At 70.6% G+C, this 2,394-nt stretch carries 1 protein-coding gene; it reads right to left on the bottom strand.

Features of this window, described 5'->3' with window-relative positions; translation table 11 throughout:
- Window positions 1-45 precede the first annotated feature (45 nt).
- On the bottom strand, window positions 46-2,394 hold a 2,349-nt coding region (locus tag AB1634_19360; GenBank protein MEW6221671.1), incomplete at its 5' end, for a PEP/pyruvate-binding domain-containing protein.

Genomic DNA, 2,394 nt, shown 5'->3' with positions numbered 1-2,394 from the left:
CGTCGTCCATCGTGTCCATGCTGTCCATCGTCCACCCCCCCCGCCTCAATCCCTGACCACGCCGTAGTCGCCGGCCAGAAAGGCCTCGGCATAGGCAGCGGCGCGGTCGTCGCTTTCCATACGTACGTCCAGCTGGCGGGTGAATCCCACCAGGCGTCCAAGGATGTTCAGGGTGTGCTCCATCTCCTGGCGGGGCAGATGCGCCAGCCGGGCGATAACCAGGTCGCCGCGGGTCTCGAGCCGGAAGTCCAGGGCCTTGAGGATCTGGGCGATCATGGCTGCCCGCCGGGAGCGCTTGGTCAGATCCGTCACCCCACCCAGGAACCGGAAGTAGATATGGTTGTTCTGGTCGACCTCGCTGGCCAGGGCGTCGATGATGTTGAAATGATACCCGAGGCGGAAGCACAGATTGACATAGTCCGCCCCGATGATGGCCACATTATGGCCGGTGTACTGGCGGTTGGCCAGATCGACTGCCGGGTTGAACATGGAGGCCATGAGGTCCCTCATGCTCACCGGCATGGCGGTCTGGTGCCAGACCCCCGGGTGGAGCATGCCGGCCAGGATGGCCGCAAAAGGGATCGAGTCGACGGCGGCCAGGGGCACATCGTTGGCCGGCGCCTCCGGGGCCAGGCCGCCACCGAGATCGATGACCAGGATCCCGGTGGGAACGGGCAGAGCGAGACGGCGGGCAAAGTTGCCGGCCAGAAGACGGCGCTCGTTCTTGCCCATCTCAATGAGGGCCTGGACCGCGGTCTCGTGGGTGAAGCGCAAGACATCGTGCAACGAGCGGCAGGCCTCGGCCCGAAAGCCACCCAGGAGCGGGTCCACCAGACTGAGCTGCGAGATCGCCGCGGTAAGCCGGGAAAGCGTCCGGATCTCCCGGCTGGCATGGAGATCCATGCCGTCTGCCATCCGGAGGGTCAACAGGGCCTGCACCCGACCCCGGAAGATGCGGTTGTCCTCGGCGTCCACCGTGATCTCCTCGCCGTCCGCCACCTGGGCCATGATGCCGGGCAGGCCCACCAGGCACGGGGCCCGCATCTCCCGGCACAGGGTGGCCAAGTGGCTGGCCGGGGTGCCGATCTCGGTGACCACGGCCGCGGCCCGGGGGATGACGGCCGCGTAGCGGGCCGAGCTGCGGAAGGCCACCAGCACGGCACCGTCCGGAAAGGTGGCGAGATCCTCGTCGGAGCGGACCCGATGCACCGGGCCGGCCCCGACCCCATGGCTGGCGATGCGGCCCTGGCGGTCCGCCAGGAGCGGCAAGCCGGCCAGGGCCTCGGCCAGGGGCTCCCGGACCGCCGCCCGTTGCGGCACAAAAAGCGGTCTGGCCTGGAGGATGAAGATGTTCCCCTCCTCGGTCACCGCCCATTCGATGTCCTGAGGACGGCGGAACAGCATCTCGATCTGGCCGGCGATGCGGGCCAGCCGGAGAAGCTCGTCCGGCGACAGGCAGGGGGCCGAGGCCAGGTCCGGATCCAGGGGCCGCTCTTCCAGGCCGCCGCCGGCCGCCGGGAAGCGGCCGCTCACCTTCCTGGCGATGCGCTGCGCCAGCACCTGGGGCGCCTCGCCCTTGGCCAGGCGGAAGGTGTCGGTGGGCAGCGCCCCCTCCACCACCGCCTCCCCCTGGCCCCAGGCACCGACCACCACCATGACCTCCTGATCCGGGGTCGCGGTGTCCCGGGTGAAGAGCACGCCGCTGGACCGGGCCGGCACCAGCTGCTGGCAGCAGACCGCCAGGTCCAGGGTGCCTTCACCCGGGAAGAGGTGGCGGCGGTAGCTGATGGCCCCCGGGGCGAAGAGGCTGGCCGCCACCTGCCGGTAGGCGGCGAAGATTGCCGCCGGCTCGGCGACGACGTTGAGCACGGTGCAAAACTGGCCGGCGAAGGAGAAGTCCATATCCTCCTCGATGGCACTGCTCCGGACCGCCAGGGCGGCGCCGGCCAGCTCCGGCTGGCTGGCCAGCTGCCGGGCCAGGGCGTCCAGGAGGCCGGGCGGCGGCCGGCAGCCAGCCATCTCGGTGGCCAGGGCCTGCCCAAGGGAGACCAGCTCGGTGGCGGCCGCGCCGGGCGTGGCCAGGAGCTCCTGGAAGCGGGTCAGGATGAGGCCGAGGCCGTTTTCGGTGACCAGCTCCTGGAAGGCCCGGGTGGTGATGACAAAGCCCGGTGGCACGGGCAGGCCCCCCTGGCGGAGCATGGCCCCCAGGTGGGCGCTCTTGCCGCCCACCAGTCCCACGTCCGCCAGGCCCACCTCGGCCAGGGAGAGCACCGGCGGGCCCAGGCGGTCCTCCCGGCCCTGGAGGATGGCGGCAAGGCGCTGGTCGAGCCGCTCCTTGATGGGCCACAGCTCGGTGTGGCGCCCGCCGGTGAGACGCGTCAGGGCGGTGATGGA

Source organism: Thermodesulfobacteriota bacterium, assembly GCA_040755095.1.
Taxonomy (GTDB): Bacteria; Desulfobacterota; Desulfobulbia; order Desulfobulbales; family JBFMBH01; genus JBFMBH01.
The sequence above is the reverse complement of the archived record's forward strand: the minus strand, read 5'-3'. Positions and strand labels throughout refer to the sequence as shown.